The sequence below is a fragment of the Stenotrophomonas sp. YJH_SMC_120 genome (assembly GCF_059368675.1).
Window position 1 is genome coordinate 56,458 of record NZ_JCAFRY010000014.1, and the last position, 13,909, is coordinate 70,366.

General features: G+C 68.1%; 11 protein-coding genes and 1 pseudogene. All 12 read left to right on the top strand.

Features of this window, described 5'->3' with window-relative positions; genetic code table 11:
- Nucleotides 1–13 precede the first annotated feature (13 nt).
- The 12 genes and pseudogenes from rsmH (at nt 14) to ftsA (ending at nt 13,874) form a co-directional block, all read left to right on the top strand.
- Entirely contained in the window at nt 14–982 is a 969-nt protein-coding gene (gene rsmH, locus AC5P60_RS15665; protein ID WP_012479154.1) for a 16S rRNA (cytosine(1402)-N(4))-methyltransferase RsmH, read from the top strand.
- On the top strand, nt 979–1,242 hold the full coding sequence (gene ftsL / locus AC5P60_RS15670) for a cell division protein FtsL (RefSeq protein ID WP_005412242.1): 264 nt from the start codon (nt 979–981) through the stop codon (nt 1,240–1,242). Before rsmH ends, ftsL begins: the two co-directional genes overlap by 4 nt.
- Nucleotides 1,239–3,083: a peptidoglycan D,D-transpeptidase FtsI family protein gene (locus tag AC5P60_RS15675; RefSeq protein ID WP_005412243.1), complete on the top strand. Its 1,845-nt coding sequence runs from the start codon at nt 1,239–1,241 to the stop codon at nt 3,081–3,083. The genes ftsL and AC5P60_RS15675 overlap by 4 nt, the downstream gene beginning before the upstream one ends.
- Nucleotides 3,080–4,588, top strand: a complete 1,509-nt coding sequence (locus AC5P60_RS15680) for a UDP-N-acetylmuramoyl-L-alanyl-D-glutamate--2,6-diaminopimelate ligase (RefSeq protein WP_033834433.1) — start codon at nt 3,080–3,082, stop codon at nt 4,586–4,588. Before AC5P60_RS15675 ends, AC5P60_RS15680 begins: the two co-directional genes overlap by 4 nt.
- On the top strand, nt 4,585–5,979 hold the full coding sequence (locus AC5P60_RS15685; RefSeq protein WP_483693491.1) for a UDP-N-acetylmuramoyl-tripeptide--D-alanyl-D-alanine ligase: 1,395 nt from the start codon (nt 4,585–4,587) through the stop codon (nt 5,977–5,979). The genes AC5P60_RS15680 and AC5P60_RS15685 overlap by 4 nt, the downstream gene beginning before the upstream one ends.
- Entirely contained in the window at nt 5,969–7,054 is a 1,086-nt protein-coding gene (mraY, locus tag AC5P60_RS15690; protein ID WP_033834434.1) for a phospho-N-acetylmuramoyl-pentapeptide-transferase, read from the top strand. The genes AC5P60_RS15685 and mraY overlap by 11 nt, the downstream gene beginning before the upstream one ends.
- A gap of 1 nt (nt 7,055) precedes the next feature.
- Entirely contained in the window at nt 7,056–8,375 is a 1,320-nt protein-coding gene (gene ftsW / locus AC5P60_RS15695) for a putative lipid II flippase FtsW (protein ID WP_495201771.1), read from the top strand.
- Nucleotides 8,372–9,460, top strand: coding sequence for an undecaprenyldiphospho-muramoylpentapeptide beta-N-acetylglucosaminyltransferase (gene murG, locus AC5P60_RS15700; protein ID WP_033834435.1), 1,089 nt, complete (start codon nt 8,372–8,374; stop codon nt 9,458–9,460). The genes ftsW and murG overlap by 4 nt, the downstream gene beginning before the upstream one ends.
- A gap of 40 nt (nt 9,461–9,500) precedes the next feature.
- Nucleotides 9,501–10,937 carry a UDP-N-acetylmuramate--L-alanine ligase gene (murC, locus tag AC5P60_RS15705; protein ID WP_049402366.1) on the top strand — a complete coding sequence of 479 codons (1,437 nt, stop codon included), beginning with the start codon at nt 9,501–9,503 and terminating at the stop codon, nt 10,935–10,937.
- Nucleotides 10,934–11,896 carry a D-alanine--D-alanine ligase gene (locus tag AC5P60_RS15710; RefSeq protein ID WP_164208139.1) on the top strand — a complete coding sequence of 321 codons (963 nt, stop codon included), beginning with the start codon at nt 10,934–10,936 and terminating at the stop codon, nt 11,894–11,896. Before murC ends, AC5P60_RS15710 begins: the two co-directional genes overlap by 4 nt.
- Nucleotides 11,893–12,570, top strand: a pseudogene (locus tag AC5P60_RS15715) (cell division protein FtsQ/DivIB); the annotation flags it as partial. The gene AC5P60_RS15710 and the pseudogene AC5P60_RS15715, both read left to right, overlap by 4 nt.
- A 68-nt stretch (nt 12,571–12,638) precedes the next feature.
- Nucleotides 12,639–13,874: a cell division protein FtsA gene (ftsA, locus tag AC5P60_RS15720; RefSeq protein WP_005408083.1), complete on the top strand. Its 1,236-nt coding sequence runs from the start codon at nt 12,639–12,641 to the stop codon at nt 13,872–13,874.
- Nucleotides 13,875–13,909: the final 35 nt, after the last annotated feature.

Here is a 13,909-nt window from a genome sequence, read left to right on the forward strand (position 1 = left end):
CCGGGGTGCCCGGATGCGCCCAGAAGCGCAGACCGGTCACCTTCCGGTGTCGCAGTCGCCGGCGGTGCACCTGCCGGTCCTGTACACCCAGGTCCTTGAAGGCCTGAGGGTGATCGAAAACGGACGTTATCTGGATGGCACGTTCGGTCGTGGCGGTCATGCACGTGGCGTGCTCACCCAGCTCGGTCCCGAGGGGCGCCTGCTGGTCATGGACAAGGATCCGGAAGCCATCGCCGTTGCCGAGCGCGATTTCGCGCCGGACCCACGCGTGTCCATTTTCCGTGGCAGCTTCGCCCAGCTGCTGCAGTGGGATGCGACGGCCGAAGGCCTGGACGGCGTGCTGTTCGACCTGGGCGTGTCGTCGCCGCAGCTGGACGTGGCCGAACGTGGCTTCAGCTTCGGCAAGGACGGCCCGCTGGACATGCGCATGGACCCGGACAGCGGTGAAAGCGCCGCGCAGTGGATCAACCGCGTGGAAGAGCGCGAAATTGCCGACGTGCTGTGGACCTATGGCGAAGAACGCCAGAGCCGCCGCATCGCCCGTGCCATCGTGGCCCGCCGTGAGAAGCAGCCCTTCTCCCGCACCGCCGAACTGGCCGAGCTGATCGCCTCGGTGATGCCGCGTGGGAAAGACAAGATCCACCCGGCCACGCGCAGCTTCCAGGCCATCCGCATCCACATCAACCGCGAGCTGGCCGATCTGGAAGCCGGGCTCGATGCGGCCGTGGAACGGCTCAAGCCCGGTGGCCGGCTGGCGGTGATCAGCTTCCATTCGCTGGAAGACCGCATCGTCAAGCAGTACATGAACCGCCTGGCCAAGGCGCCGCCGGCCAACCGCCGCCTGCCCGAGGCGGTGGCGTTCGTGCCGACGCTGGACCTGATCGGCGGTGCCATCAAGGCTACCGACGAGGAACTGGCCGCCAACCCGCGTGCGCGCAGCGCCGTGCTGCGCGTGGCGCAGAAGCGGGAGGCCGACGCATGAGCCGGCTGCTGCTGATCATCCTGCTGGCGTCCACCGTGGCCTCGGCGATCGGCGTCGTGTTCGTGCGTCACCGTCATCGGCAGACGTTCATCGAACTGTCGCGCGCCGAGCGCAAGCGCGATGACATCAACCTGGAATTCGGCCGCCTGCAGCTGGAGCAGGCGACCCTGGCCGAAGCCAACCGTGTTGATCGCATCGCCCGCGAGAAGCTCGGCATGAAGTTCCCCGAGGCCGCCGACATCGTGGTGGTGCGCCCATGAGCAAGGCCGGCCGCAACCGCCCGCGCAATGCCTTCAACCTGCGCCAGCGCCTGCGCTGGGTCGCGCTGGCGCTCGGCCTGTGCTCGGTGTCGCTGGTCGGCCGCGCGGCCTACGTGCAGATCATCAACAGCGACTTCTACCAGCGCCAGGGCGAGGCCCGCTACCTGCGCGAGCTGCCGATCAAGACCTCGCGCGGCATGATCACCGACCGCAACGGCGAGCCGCTGGCGGTGTCCACCCCGGTCGCCTCGATCTGGGTCAATCCGCAGGACCTGCTGCGTTCGCCCGAGCGCATCCCGGAGCTGGCCCAGGCGGTCGGCATGTCGGTGGATGAGCTGAGCAGCCGCCTGTCGCAGAAGTCGGACAAGGAATTCATGTACCTGCGCCGCCGGATCAATCCGGACGAGGCAGAGAAGGTGGTCGCGCTGAAGATTCCGGGCGTGGCCGCGCAACGCGAGTTCCGCCGCTTCTACCCGCAGGGTGAAGCGATGGCGCACGTGCTGGGCTTCACCAACATCGACGACCGCGGCCAGGAAGGCCTGGAGCTGGCGTTCGACGAATGGTTGCGCGGCAAGGCCGGTGCGAAGCGGGTGATCCGCAACCGCAAGGGCGAGACCGTCGAGAGCGATCTGCTGCGCGCCGCTGAGCCGGGCAAGGACCTGACCCTCAGCATCGACCGCCGCATCCAGTACCTGGCGTTCAAGGAACTGCGCAACGCGCTGGTGGCCAACAAGGCAGCGGGCGGTTCGATGGTGATCATGGACGTGACCACCGGCGAGATCCTGGCCATGGTCAACCTGCCGACCTACAACCCGAATTCGCTGACCGGCGCGCTGCCCGATGCGCGCCGCAACCGTGCGGTGACCGATCTGGTCGAGCCGGGTTCGACGATGAAGCCGTTGACCATCGCTACCGCGCTGCAGGCCGGTGCGGTGACCAAGGACACCATCATCGATACCAATCCGGGTTACATGACCCTGGGCCGCTTCACCATCCGTGACGTGCCGCGCAACAACGGCGTGCTGAACGTGACCGGCGTGATCACCCGCAGTTCGAACGTGGGTGCGGCCAAGGTCGCGGCGAAGATGCCGGACCAGGTGTTCTACGACGGCGTGCGCCGCTTTGGTTATGGCTCGGTACCGCACAGCGGTTTCCCCGGTGAATCCGGCGGCGTGGTGCTGCGCCCGGCGCGCTGGTCGGGTACCACCAAGACCACGATGTCCTACGGCTACGGCCTGAACGTGACGCCGCTGCAGATCGCTACCGCCTATTCGGCACTGGCCAACGGCGGTCGTCTGATCGCGCCGACCTTCGTCAAGGGCCAGCGCAATGAAGGCCAGCAGATCATCGACGAAAACGTCGCCAGGCAGGTGGTGGCGATGATGGAAACCGTGGTCACCCAGGGCGGCGCCAAGCAGGCGGCGGTGCTCGGCTATCGCGTGGCCGGCAAGACCGGTACTGCGCGCAAGGCCGGCCCGGGTGGTTACGAGCGTGGCCATTACAACGCGCTGTTCGCTGGCGTGGTACCGGCCACCAACCCGCGCTTCGCCACCGTCATCGTCATCAACGATCCGCAGGCCGGCAAGTTCTACGGCGGCCTGGTGTCGGCGCCGGTCTACCACAACGTGATGGAAGGCACCCTGCGCCTGATGGACGTGCCACTGGACGACCTGCAGTCGTGGCTGGCCGCACAGCAGTCCGGCAAGGTCGGCCACTCGGCCTCGATCCTGCCTGCGCCGCCGGCCGAGACCGCGCTGCCAGTGGATGCCGCCGCTGAATTCGATGCTGCGCTGCCGAGCGCGCACGCCCAGACGCCGCCCACTACGGGAGGCACGCAATGAGTCCTTCGATGTTGCTTTCGCAGTTGCTTCCGGACGTTGCCCTTGCAGGGCACGACCCCGTTCTGACCGGCCTGGTGCTGGACAGCCGCGCCGTGCGTCCCGGCAATGCCTTCGTCGCCATCGCCGGTTTCGGCGCGCATGGCCTGGGCTTCGTCGAGCAGGCCCGCGCCGCCGGTGCCAGCGTCATCCTGTTTGAACCGCCGGCGCCCGCCGAACTGCCGGCACCGGCCGATGCGATCGCCGTGCCGGGCCTGCGCGCACGCATGGGTGCGATGGCCGACCAGTTCCATGGCGCGCCGTCGCGGGCGATGGCGATGGTCGGTGTCACCGGCACCAACGGCAAGACCTCCACCGTGCAGCTGCTGGCCCAGGCCTGGCACCTGCTCGGTACGCCCAGTGGCAGTATCGGCACGCTGGGTGCCGGACTTTATGGCGCGGTCGAGCCGACCGGCTTCACCACGCCGCTGGTGCTGCAGATGCATGCGCTGCTGGCGCAGCTGCGCGACGCCGGTGCGCGCGCGGTGGCGATGGAAGTCAGCTCGCATGCGCTGGACCAGGGGCGCGTGGATGCCGTGCACTACGACGTGGCGGTGTTCACCAATCTCACCCGCGACCATCTGGACTACCACGGCGACATGGCCAGCTACGGCGCGGCCAAGGCGCGGCTGTTCCACCGTCCGGGCCTGAAGGCCGCGGTGATCAATCTGGACGACGCGTTCGGCCGCCAGCTGTTCGCCGGCCTGCCTGCGGGCGTGCAGCCGATCGGCCTGAGCTCGCGCGGTGCCACCGACGCCAGCGTGCGCGCCGAGGCGCTGCAGCTGGATGGCCGTGGCATTGCCTTCGAACTGGTCATCGACGGCCAGCGCGCGGCGGTGCAGTCGCCGCTGCTGGGCCGCTTCAACGTGGACAACCTGCTGGCCGTGGCCGGCACCCTGCACGCGCAGGGCCAGCCGCTGCCGCGCATCGCCGAAGTACTGTCGGCGCTGCAGCCGATCCGTGGCCGCATGAACCGCCTGGGCGGCGAAGGTGGCCTGCCGACCGTGGTGGTCGACTACGCACACACCCCGGACGCGCTGGAACAGGCGCTGGACAGCCTGCATGGCCACCTGCAGGGCACGCTGTTCTGCGTGTTCGGCTGCGGCGGCGAGCGTGATACCGGCAAGCGCCCGCAGATGGCGGCCATTGCCGAGCGTCTGGCCAACCAGGTCATCGTCACCGACGACAACCCGCGTGGCGAGGATGGCGACGTGATCGTGGCCGACATCCTGGCCGGCTTCACCGATGCCTCCGCCGTGACCGTGCAGCGCAGCCGCGCGCGTGCGATCGGCCTGGCGGTGAAGCGTGCCGGTGCCGGTGACATCATCCTGATCGCTGGCAAGGGCCACGAGCCGTACCAGGAAGTGAATGGCGTGCGCCATGACTTCGACGACACCGAAGTGGCCGCCGCTGCACTGGCGGCCAAGGCCGGTGTACTAGAGGCGCAGGCCGGGGAGGGCACCGCATGAAGCGCACCCTGCTTTCGCTGATCGCACACTGGGCCGGCGGCGAGATCCACGGCGACGACGTGGCCATCGATGCGGTCAGCAATGACACCCGCAGCCTCGGCCCGGGCAGCCTGTATGTGGCGCTGCGCGGCGAGCGGTTCGACGGCCATGACTTTGCCGCCGACGCGCAGGCGCGCGGTGCCAGTGCGCTGCTGGTCGAGCGCCTGCTGCCGATCGAACTGCCACAGGTGCTGGTGGCCGACAGCGAACTGGCACTGGCGAAGATCGCCACCGGCATGCAGCGCGACCGCGGCACCGAGGTGTTCGCGATCACCGGCAGCAACGGCAAGACCAGCGTGAAGAGCCTGCTGCTGTCGATCCTGCAGCAGGTGGCACAGCACGCCCACAAGGTGGTCTACGCCAACCCGGGCAACCGCAACAACGAGATCGGCCTGCCGCTGGCGGTGATCGATGCGCCGGAAGATGCCGACTACGCCGTCTACGAGATGGGCGCCGGCAAGCCGGGCGATATCGCCTACCTGACCGACATCGCCCGCCCGCGCTATGCGCTGGTCAACAACATTGCCCCGGCGCACCTGGAACGCATGGGCAGCCTGCTCGGCGTGGCGGTGACCAAGGGTGCGATCTATGCCGCGCTGCCGGCCGATGGCGTGGCGGTGATCAATGTGGACGATGCCTACGGCCGCTGGTTCGAACAGCACTTCGTCGGCACCCCGCCGCGTTGCCGCGTGCTGCGCTACGGCCTGGAACATACCGCCGAGGTGACCGCGCGCGACATCCGCGCCGGCGCGCAGGGCAGCCAGTTCACCCTGGTCGCACCGAGCGGCGAAGCCCGCGTGGTGCTCGGCCTGCCCGGTCGCCACAACGTCAGCAATGCGCTGGCCGCCGCCAGCCTGGCGCTGGCCGCCGGTGTCGACCTGGCGCTGATCGCGACCGGCCTGGCCGAAGCGCAGCCGGTGCCGGGCCGCCAGATTGCCCATCAGCTGCGCAATGGCGCGGTGCTGGTGGACGACAGCTACAACGCCAACCCCGGTTCGCTGGCTGCGGCCATCGACGCCCTGGCCGCCGCGCCGGAAGAGGGCTGGCTGGTGCTGGGCGACATGCGTGAGCTGGGTCCGGACAGCGAGGCGCTGCATGCGCAGGCCGGCATCCGTGCACGCGCCGCCGGCCTGAAGCGGTTGTATGCACTGGGTCCGCTCAGTGCCGCCGCTGCGGCCGCCTTCGGTGAAGGCGGACGCCATTTCGATACCCATGGTGCGCTGTCACAGGCGCTGCAGGACGAGTTGCACGCTGGTGTGCGCTGCCTGGTCAAGGGTTCCCGTGGCAGTGCCATGGACCTGATCGTCAAAGCGCTGCTGGCGCAAGGAGAGGAATCCCCGCATGTTGTATGAACTGGCTCGATGGTTGCAGCAGTTGGAGAGCCTGTTCGGGCTGTTCAACTACCAGACGTTCCGCGCCATCCTTGCCGCGCTGACGGCCCTGTTCCTGTCGCTGTGGCTTGGCCCGGCGATGATCCGCAAGCTTGCCCAGTTCAAGGGCGGCCAGCCGATCCGCAAGGACGGTCCGCAGACCCATTTCTCCAAGGCCGGCACGCCGACCATGGGCGGTTCGCTGATCCTGCTCACCGTCACCCTGTCGGTGCTGATGTGGGCCGACCTGCGCAACCGCTACGTGTGGCTGGTGCTGGCGGTGATGCTGTGCTTCGGCGCCATCGGCTGGTATGACGACTGGATCAAGATCGTCCGCCGCGACCCGAACGGCCTGAAGTCGCGCTGGAAATACCTGCTGCAGTCGATCTTCGGGCTGGCCGCGGGCCTGTTCCTGTTCTATACGGCCGACGTGCCGGCGGCGCTGACCTTCTACATCCCGATGTTCAAGTCGGTGGCGCTGCCGTTGGCCGGCATCGGCTTCGTGGCCATCGCCTACTTCTGGATCGTCGGCTTCTCCAACGCGGTGAACCTGACCGACGGCCTGGACGGCCTGGCGATCATGCCAACCGTGCTGGTGGCCTGCGCGCTGGGCGTGTTCGCGTATGCCTCGGGCAACGTGGTATTCGCCAACTACCTGCAGATTCCGCAGATTCCAGGCGCCGGCGAGCTGGTCATCATCTGCGCGGCCATCGCCGGTGCGGGCCTCGGCTTCCTGTGGTTCAACACCTATCCGGCCATGGTCTTCATGGGCGACATCGGCGCGCTGGCGCTGGGCGCGGTGCTGGGCACGATCGCGGTGATCACCCGCCAGGAACTGGTGCTGGTGATCATGGGCGGCGTGTTCGTCATCGAAACACTGTCGGTGATGATCCAGGTGGCCTCGTTCAAGCTGACCGGCAAGCGCGTGTTCCGCATGGCTCCGATCCACCACCATTTCGAACTGAAGGGCTGGCCCGAGCCGCGCGTGATCGTGCGCTTCTGGATCATCTCCGTCGTGCTCGTGCTGATCGGCCTGGCCACGTTGAAGGTGCGCTGAGATGAACGACCTGTCCCGCCAGGCAACACGCCTTGAAGCCATCGAAGGCAGCTACGACAAGTGGCTGCTGGGCGCGATCATCGCGCTCACCGGCGTGGGCGTGGTGATGGTGGCGTCCAGCTCGATCGCCTTGATGAGCAGTCCGTTCTACTACCTCAACCGCCACCTGATCTTCCTGGCGGTGGGTATCGTGCTGGCGGTCATCGCCGCCCGCACTGAACTGAAGTCCATCGAGCAGTACAACCAGATGCTGCTGCTGGGCTGCTTCGTGCTGCTGCTGGCGGTGTTCGCACCGGGCCTGGGCAGCACCGTCAACGGTGCGCGCCGCTGGATCAACCTGGGCATCTCCAAGTTCCAGACGGTCGAAGCAGTGAAAGTGCTCTACATCGTCTGGCTGTCCAGCTACCTGGTGCGTTTCCGCGACGAGGTCAACGCGACCTGGCCGGCGATGCTCAAGCCGCTGGGCGTGGCCGGGACGCTGGTGGTGCTGCTGCTGCTGCAGCCGGACTTCGGCTCGTCCACCCTGCTGCTGGCGATCACCGCCGGCATGCTGGTGCTGGGCGGGGTGAACATGCCGCGCATGTCGATGCCGGTGATCATCGGCCTGGTCGGCATGAGCGCACTGGCGATCATCGAGCCGTACCGCATGCGCCGCATCACGTCCTTCCTGGACCCATGGGCCGACCAGCAGGGCGACGGCTACCAGCTGTCCAACGCGCTGATGGCGGTGGGCCGTGGCGAGTGGACCGGCGTCGGCCTGGGCAACTCGGTGCAGAAGCTGTACTACCTGCCCGAAGCGCATACCGACTTCATTTTCTCGGTCACTGCCGAGGAATTCGGCTTCCTGGGCACCTGCGTGATCGTGGCCCTGTACGCGCTGCTGGTCGGCCGGACCTTCTGGCTGGGCATGCGCTGCGTGGAGATGAAGCGGCACTTCTCCGGCTACATCGCCTTCGGCATCGGCCTGTGGATCAGCATGCAGACCTTCGTTTCGATCGGCGTGAACCTGGGCATCCTGCCGACCAAGGGCCTGACCCTGCCGCTGATCTCTTCCGGCGGCTCGTCGGTGCTGATGACCTGCGTGGCGATGGGCCTGCTGCTGCGCGTGTCCTATGAACTCAAGCGCGCCGAGCGCCGCCAGGCCGTGCGCATCGGCGGCAGCGAAGACGCCGCTGCCGAGCCGAGCGACGAGCCGGCCGCGCCGGTGGCCGCCAGCGTACCGATGAGCTCCGAGCCGGTGGCTGCCGCTGCAGCGAACGCTGCGCGTGGCACCAGCCGCCTGCAGTCGCGCATCGAACCGACCTTCGGGAGGCTGTCATGAGCACAGCCACCGACAACGTGCGCCCGGTGATGATCCTGGCCGGTGGTACCGGCGGTCACATCTTCCCCGGCCTGGCCGTGGCCCGCGTGCTGCGCGCGCGCGGCGTGCCGGTCACCTGGATGGGCGCCGACGGTGCGATGGAAACCCGTCTGGTGCCGCAGCACGACATTCCGATCGACACGCTGGCCATCACCGGCCTGCGCGGCAAGGGCAAGCTGGCCCTGCTGGGCGCGCCGTGGCGGCTGATGCGCGCGCTGCGCGCGGCCGGCATGATCATCCGCAAGCGCCAGCCGCGTGCGGTGGTGGCCTTCGGTGGATTCGCCTCCGGTCCCGGCGGCATGGCCACGCGCCTGCATGGCCTGCCGCTGATCGTGCATGAGCAGAACCGCGCACCGGGCCTGACCAATCGCATCCTGTCGCGCTATGCACGCCGTCTGCTGACCGGCTTCCCGGGCACCTTCGCCAAGGGCGAGGAGTTTGTCGGCAACCCGGTGCGTGCGGAGATCGCCGCCATCGCACCGCCGGAACAGCGCTTCGCCGACCGCCAGGGTCCGCTGCGCGTGCTGGTGGTGGGCGGCAGCCAGGGTGCACGCGCGCTCAATACCGGCGTGCCGCAGGCCATCGCTGCGCTGGGCGCCACAGTGCCGGTGCAGGTGCGTCACCAGAGCGGCGAGAAGATGCATGCCGAAGCGGTCGAGGCGTATGCCAAGGCTGGTGTGCAGGCGGAGATCACCCCGTTCATCGCCGACATGGCCGAGGCATTTGCCTGGGCCGATCTGGTCGTATGCCGCTCCGGCGCGTCCACGCTGGCCGAGCTGTGCGCGGTCGGTGTCGGCAGTGTGCTGGTGCCATTCCCCGCTGCCGTCGACGATCACCAGACCCGCAATGCGGAGTACCTGGTCGAGCGCGGCGCGGCGGTTTTGCTGAAGCAGGACGGAACGCTGGCCGAAGGCATTGCCTCACTGCTGCGCGATCTGTCCGAAAATCCCGCCCGCCGCATGCAGATGGCGCAAGCCGCGCGTGCCTTGGCCAAGGTCGATGCCGCCGAGCGCATCGCCGATATCATTCTTGAGGAAGCTGTATGAAGAAGGCATGCCAGCGCGCCTGCCCTGCGCGAGGCCGCGCATGATCCGCCGCCTGCACGACACCAACGACCTGGTGCGCGCATTCCCGCGCGTGCATTTCGTCGGCATCGGCGGCACCGGCATGAGCGGTATCGCCGAAGTGATGCTGACGCTGGGCTATGAAGTGTCAGGTTCGGACAACGCCGACAACGTGGCGACCCGCCGCCTGGCCAGCCTGGGTGCGCGCATCATGCGTGGCCACTCGGCGGCCAACGTGCTGGGCACCGACTGCGTGGTGGTCTCCAGCGCCATCCGCGAAGACAACCCGGAACTGATGGAAGCGCGCAGCCAGCGCATTCCGATCATGCCGCGCGCAGCGATGCTGGCCGAACTGATGCGTTTCCGCCGTGGCATCGCCGTGGCCGGCACCCATGGCAAGACCACCACCACCAGCCTCACCGCTGCGGTGCTGAGCGAAGGTGGCCTGGACCCGACGTTCGTGATTGGTGGCCAGCTGCTGGCCGCCGGCGCCAACGCCAAGCTGGGTGGTGGCCAGTGGCTGGTGGCCGAGGCCGACGAAAGCGATGGCAGCTTCCTGCGCCTGAATCCGTTGATGTCGATCATCACCAACATCGATGCCGATCATCTGGAGAACTACGGCAACGACTTTGCCCGCGTGCAGGCGGCGTTTGCCGAGTTCCTGCAGCGCCTGCCGTTCTATGGCCTGGCGGTGCTGTGCATCGACGACCCGGAGGTGGCTGCGCTGGCCGCCAGGACCCCGCGCCACGTGATGAGCTACGGCATGAGCCCGCAGGCCGACGTGCGCGCCGAGAACGTGGTGCAGGATGGGTCGCGCATGCGCTTCACCCTGCGCCTGCCGCAGGGCACCAGCCAGGAAGTGGTACTGGCACTGCCAGGCAGGCACAACGTGCTCAACGCGCTGGCCGCCGCCGCAGTGGGCTGGCAGCTGGGCGTGGCCCCGGACGCCATCGCGCGTGCGCTGGAAGGCTTCGCCGGTGTCGGCCGTCGCTTCAACGATCTGGGCGAAGTGACCACCGCCAGTGGTGCCAAGGTTCGCATCATCGATGACTACGGTCATCACCCGAGCGAGCTGGAAGCCGTGTTCGCCGCCGCCCGTGGTGGCTGGGCCGACAAGCGCCTGGTGGTGGCCTTCCAGCCGCACCGCTACAGCCGAACCCGCGACCAGTTCGACAAGTTCGCCGCGGTGCTGTCAAGCGTCGATGCGCTGGTGCTGAGCGAGGTCTACCCGGCTGGCGAGGAACCGATTGCCGGTGCCGACTCGCATGCGCTGGCCCGCGCCATCCGCGCGCGCGGCCGCAGCGAACCGGTGGTGGTTGGCAAGGCCGCCGAGCTGGCCAGCGTGCTGCCGGACGTGCTGCAGGACGGTGACTTGCTGCTGATGATGGGGGCGGGCGACATCGGCGCCGTGGCTACCCACATCGCGGTGGAAGGCTTCAAGGGGGAGGGCGAGGCGTGAGCGCGCTGACCTTCCCGCCGCTGCGCGTGACCGACCCGGCTGTATTCGGTCGCGTCGCCGTGCTGATCGGTGGCACTTCCAGCGAACGCGAGGTGTCGCTGGATTCCGGCCGCAACGTACTGGAAGCACTGCAGTCGCGCGGTGTCGATGCGTTCGCGGTGGATGGCATTCCGGCGCTGGCCAAGGCGCTGGCTGCCGGCGGCATCGACCGTGTGTTCAACATCCTGCACGGCCACAACGGTGGTGGTGAGGATGGCATCGTGCAGGGCCTGATGGACGCTTTCGGCGTGCCGTACACCGGCTCGGACGTGCTGGGCTCTGCGCTGAGCATGGACAAGATCCGTACCAAGCAGGTGTGGTTGTCGCTGGGCCTGCCGACCCCGCAATACCGCAAGGTCGACGCATCGAACGTGCATGCACTGGCGGCCGAGCTGGGCCTGCCGGTGGTGGTGAAGCCGGCCAACGAAGGCTCCAGCGTGGGCATCAGCCGGGTCACCGACGACGCCGGCCTGGATGAGGCCGTGGCCCTGGCTGCGCGCTACGACGGCCAGCTGCTGATGGAGCAGATGGTGGTCGGCGACGAACTGACCGTGGCCATTCTCGGCGACGTCGCGCTGCCGTCGATCCGCATCGTGCCCAAGGGCCAGTGGTACGACTACAACGCCAAGTACATCGCCGAGGACACCCAGTACCTGTGCCCGGGCCTGGACGGTGGCGACGAAGAGGAAATCCGCCGCATCGCGCTGGCCGCGTTCCGCGCCGCCGGTTGCCGTGGTTGGGGCCGCGTGGACGTGATGCGCGACCGCAGCAGCGGCCGCTTCTTCCTGCTGGAAGTGAACACCGCGCCGGGCATGACCAGCCATTCGCTGGTGCCCAAGGCCGCAGGCCAGGCCGGCATCAGCTTCGAAGAGCTGGTGTGGCGCGTGCTGGAACAGACCCTGGAGGCCTCGCACGCATGAACGCGGTGCTGCGCATCTTCGTCTGGCTGTTGGCGCTGTCGGTGGTTGCACTGCCGGTGGTGGCCGTGGTCAATGGCTGGGTCGGCGCCGAGCGCTGGCCGCTGGCGAAGCTGCGCGTGCATGGTGAGTTCAAGCGGGTGCCGGCCGAACAGCTGCAGCAGGTGCTGTTGCCGTATGCGCGCGCCGGCTTCTTTGCGGTCAAGCTGCAGGACGCGCAGGACGCGCTGGAACAGCTGCCGTGGGTGGAAAGCGCGCAGGTGCGCAAGCAGTGGCCGGACGTGCTGGAGGTGACTCTGGTCGAGCACAAGCCGTTCGCGCGCTGGGGCAGTGACCGCCTGGTTTCCGAGCAGGGCAAGTTGTTCCCCACGCCGAAGAAGCTGGCCGACCTGGCGCTGCCCGAACTGGATGGCCCGGACAGCCAGACAGCGGAAGTGATGAAGCTGTACAGCGACTCGCGTGCATTGTTCGCACCGGCCGGCGTCGACGTGCGCCGGGTGACGATGGATGCACGCGGCAGCTGGTCGCTGGTGCTGAGCAACGGCACCGAAGTGGTGGTGGGCCGTGACGACGCGCGCTCGCGCATGCAGCGCTTCGTCAAGGTGCTGCCGCAGCTGAACCGTCAGGACGCGCCGATCGAGCGCGCCGACCTCCGTTACACCAATGGTTTCACGCTGAGCTGGGGTACCCCGGCCACGCCGGCGAAAACGCCGGCGACCCCGGCCAGAAGCACGCAGGAAAGGACATGAATCGCAAGGGTGACAAATCGCTGATCGTTGGCCTGGACATCGGCACCTCCAAGGTGGTGGCGCTGGTGGGCGAGTATTCGCCGGGCAACCCGATCGAAGTGATCGGCATCGGCTCGCACGAGTCGCGCGGTTTGAAGCGCGGCGTGGTGGTGGACATCGAATCGACCGTGCAGTCGATCCAGCGCGCGGTGGAAGAAGCCGAGCTGATGGCCGGCTGCGAGATCCGCTCGGTGTACGCCTCGATCTCCGGCAACCACGTGCAGTGCAAGAACTCGCCGGGCATCGTGCCGATCCGCGACGGGGAAGTGACCTGGGGCGACCTGGATCGCGTGCTCGATGCGGCCAAGGCGGTGGCCATTCCGGCCGACCAGAAGATCCTGCACGCGATCCCGCGCGAGTACGTGCTGGACGATTCGCAGGAAGGCATCCGCAACCCGGTCGGCATGACCGGCGTGCGCCTGGAGGTGCATGCGCACCTGGTGGTGTGCGCGCAGTCGGCCGCGGCCAACATCAGCAAGTGCGTGCAGCGCTGCGGCCTTCAGGTGGATGACCTGGTGCTGTCCTCGCTGGCCTCCAGCGTTGCGGTGCTGACCGCCGACGAACGCGAGCTGGGCGTGGTGCTGGTCGACATGGGCGCCGGCACCACCGACATCGCGGTGTTCGTGCAGGGCGCGATCTGCCACACAGCTTCGCTGCCGATCGCCGGCGACCACGTCACCAATGACATCGCGCACATGCTGCGCACGCCCACCCCGGAAGCCGAGCAGATCAAGGTGCGCTACGCCTGCGCCCTGGCCCAGCTGGCCACCGCCGAGGAAAGCATCCAGGTGCCGTCGGTGGGCGACCGTCCGCCGCGCCGCATGCCGCGCCATTCGCTGGCGCAGGCGGTGCAGGGCCGTTACGAGGAAATCTTCGAGATGGTGCAGGCCGAACTGCGCCGCTCCGGCTTCGAGGAACTGGTGCGCGCCGGCATGGTGCTGACCGGTGGTGCCTCGAAGATGGAAGGCGTGGTCGAGCTGGCCGAGGAAATGCTGCAGATGCCGGTGCGCGTGGGCATCCCGCAGCACGTCACCGGCCTGGGCGAAGTGGTGGGCAACCCGGTGCATGCCACCGGCGTGGGCCTGTTGCTGATGGGCAGCCAGATCGAGCACCCGCGGCGGCCGTCGCTGCCGACCGGGCGTGCCGGAAGCATGTTCAAGAAACTCAAGACCTGGTTCCGCGGCGAGTTCTGACGCGGAACCCGTAACACCGGGGTCACCCCGGCGCA

Excerpts from the sequence above, each read along its gene's own strand:
- AC5P60_RS15675 (WP_005412243.1), top strand. The coding sequence starts at position 1,239 with ATGAGCAAGGCCGGCCGCAACCGCCCGCGCAATGCCTTCAACCTGCGC.
- ftsA (WP_005408083.1), top strand. The coding sequence starts at position 12,639 with ATGAATCGCAAGGGTGACAAATCGCTGATCGTTGGCCTGGACATCGGC.
- murG (WP_033834435.1), top strand. The coding sequence starts at position 8,372 with ATGAGCACAGCCACCGACAACGTGCGCCCGGTGATGATCCTGGCCGGT.
- AC5P60_RS15685 (WP_483693491.1), top strand. The coding sequence starts at position 4,585 with ATGAAGCGCACCCTGCTTTCGCTGATCGCACACTGGGCCGGCGGCGAG.
- AC5P60_RS15680 (WP_033834433.1), top strand. The coding sequence starts at position 3,080 with ATGAGTCCTTCGATGTTGCTTTCGCAGTTGCTTCCGGACGTTGCCCTT.
- ftsL (WP_005412242.1), top strand. The coding sequence starts at position 979 with ATGAGCCGGCTGCTGCTGATCATCCTGCTGGCGTCCACCGTGGCCTCG.
- rsmH (WP_012479154.1), top strand. The coding sequence starts at position 14 with ATGCGCCCAGAAGCGCAGACCGGTCACCTTCCGGTGTCGCAGTCGCCG.
- murC (WP_049402366.1), top strand. The coding sequence starts at position 9,501 with ATGATCCGCCGCCTGCACGACACCAACGACCTGGTGCGCGCATTCCCG.
- ftsW (WP_495201771.1), top strand. The coding sequence starts at position 7,056 with ATGAACGACCTGTCCCGCCAGGCAACACGCCTTGAAGCCATCGAAGGC.
- mraY (WP_033834434.1), top strand. The coding sequence starts at position 5,969 with ATGTTGTATGAACTGGCTCGATGGTTGCAGCAGTTGGAGAGCCTGTTC.